The organism is Vibrio sp. 1641, from assembly GCF_033339995.1.
GTDB lineage: Bacteria > Pseudomonadota > Gammaproteobacteria > Enterobacterales > Vibrionaceae > Vibrio > Vibrio alginolyticus.
In genome coordinates, this window is record NZ_JAWOVP010000071.1 from 1 (window position 1) to 931 (window position 931).

A 931-nucleotide genomic window follows, 5' to 3' on the forward strand; every position below is an offset into this window, starting at 1 on the left:
AGTTCGGTTCACTCAAACAATGGACTTCGAACCTCGTCTAGCAGAAAGCTGGGAACGTGTTAACGATACAACGGTACGCTTCAAACTGCGTGAAGGCGTGAAGTTCCACTCTGGTAACTCGCTAACAGCGGATGATGTGGTGTGGACATTTGAGCGTCTACAAAGCTCTCCAGACTTTAAAGCGATCTTCGACCCGTACGAGAAAATCGTAAAAGTGGATGACTACACGTGCGATTTGGTTACTAAAGGTCCATACCCACTTGTTCTGCAAACGGCGACGTACATCTTCCCTATGGACAGCAAGTTCTACTCAGGTAAGACAGAAGACGGCAAAGACAAGTCTGAACTAGTGAAGCACGGTAACTCATTTGCATCGACTCACGTTTCCGGTACTGGCCCATTCATCGTGACATCACGTGAACAAGGCGTAAAAGTGGAATTTGAACGCTTCAAAGATTACTGGGATAAAGCGTCGAAAGGTAACGTTGATAAGCTAACGCTAGTACCAATCAAAGAAGACGCGACTCGTGTGGCTGCGCTTCTTTCTGGTGGCGTCGATATGATTCACCCAGTAGCGCCAAACGATCACCAACGTGTGAAAGATGCGAAAGGCATCGATCTCGTGACACTACCTGGTACGCGAATCATCACGTTCCAAATGAACCAAAACAGCAATGAAGCGTTGAAAGACGTGCGCGTTCGTCAAGCTATCGTGCATGCGATCAACAACGAAGGCATCGTGAAGAAAATCATGAAAGGCTTCGCGACAGCTGCTGGTCAGCAAAGTCCTGCGGGTTACGTTGGTCACAACGAAAAACTGGTTCCTCGCTACGATCTGAAGAAAGCTAAAGAGCTGATGAAAGAAGCGGGCTACGAGAACGGCTTTGCCCTAACTATGATTGCGCCAAACAACCGTTACGTGAACGATGCG

General features: G+C 48.0%; 1 protein-coding gene. It reads left to right on the forward strand.

The genetic code is table 11. The annotated features are described in order from the left end of the window. Window positions 1–931, forward strand: a 931-nt coding sequence (locus R7Z47_RS24215; RefSeq protein ID WP_318130683.1) for an ABC transporter substrate-binding protein, incomplete at both ends; no start/stop codon positions are given.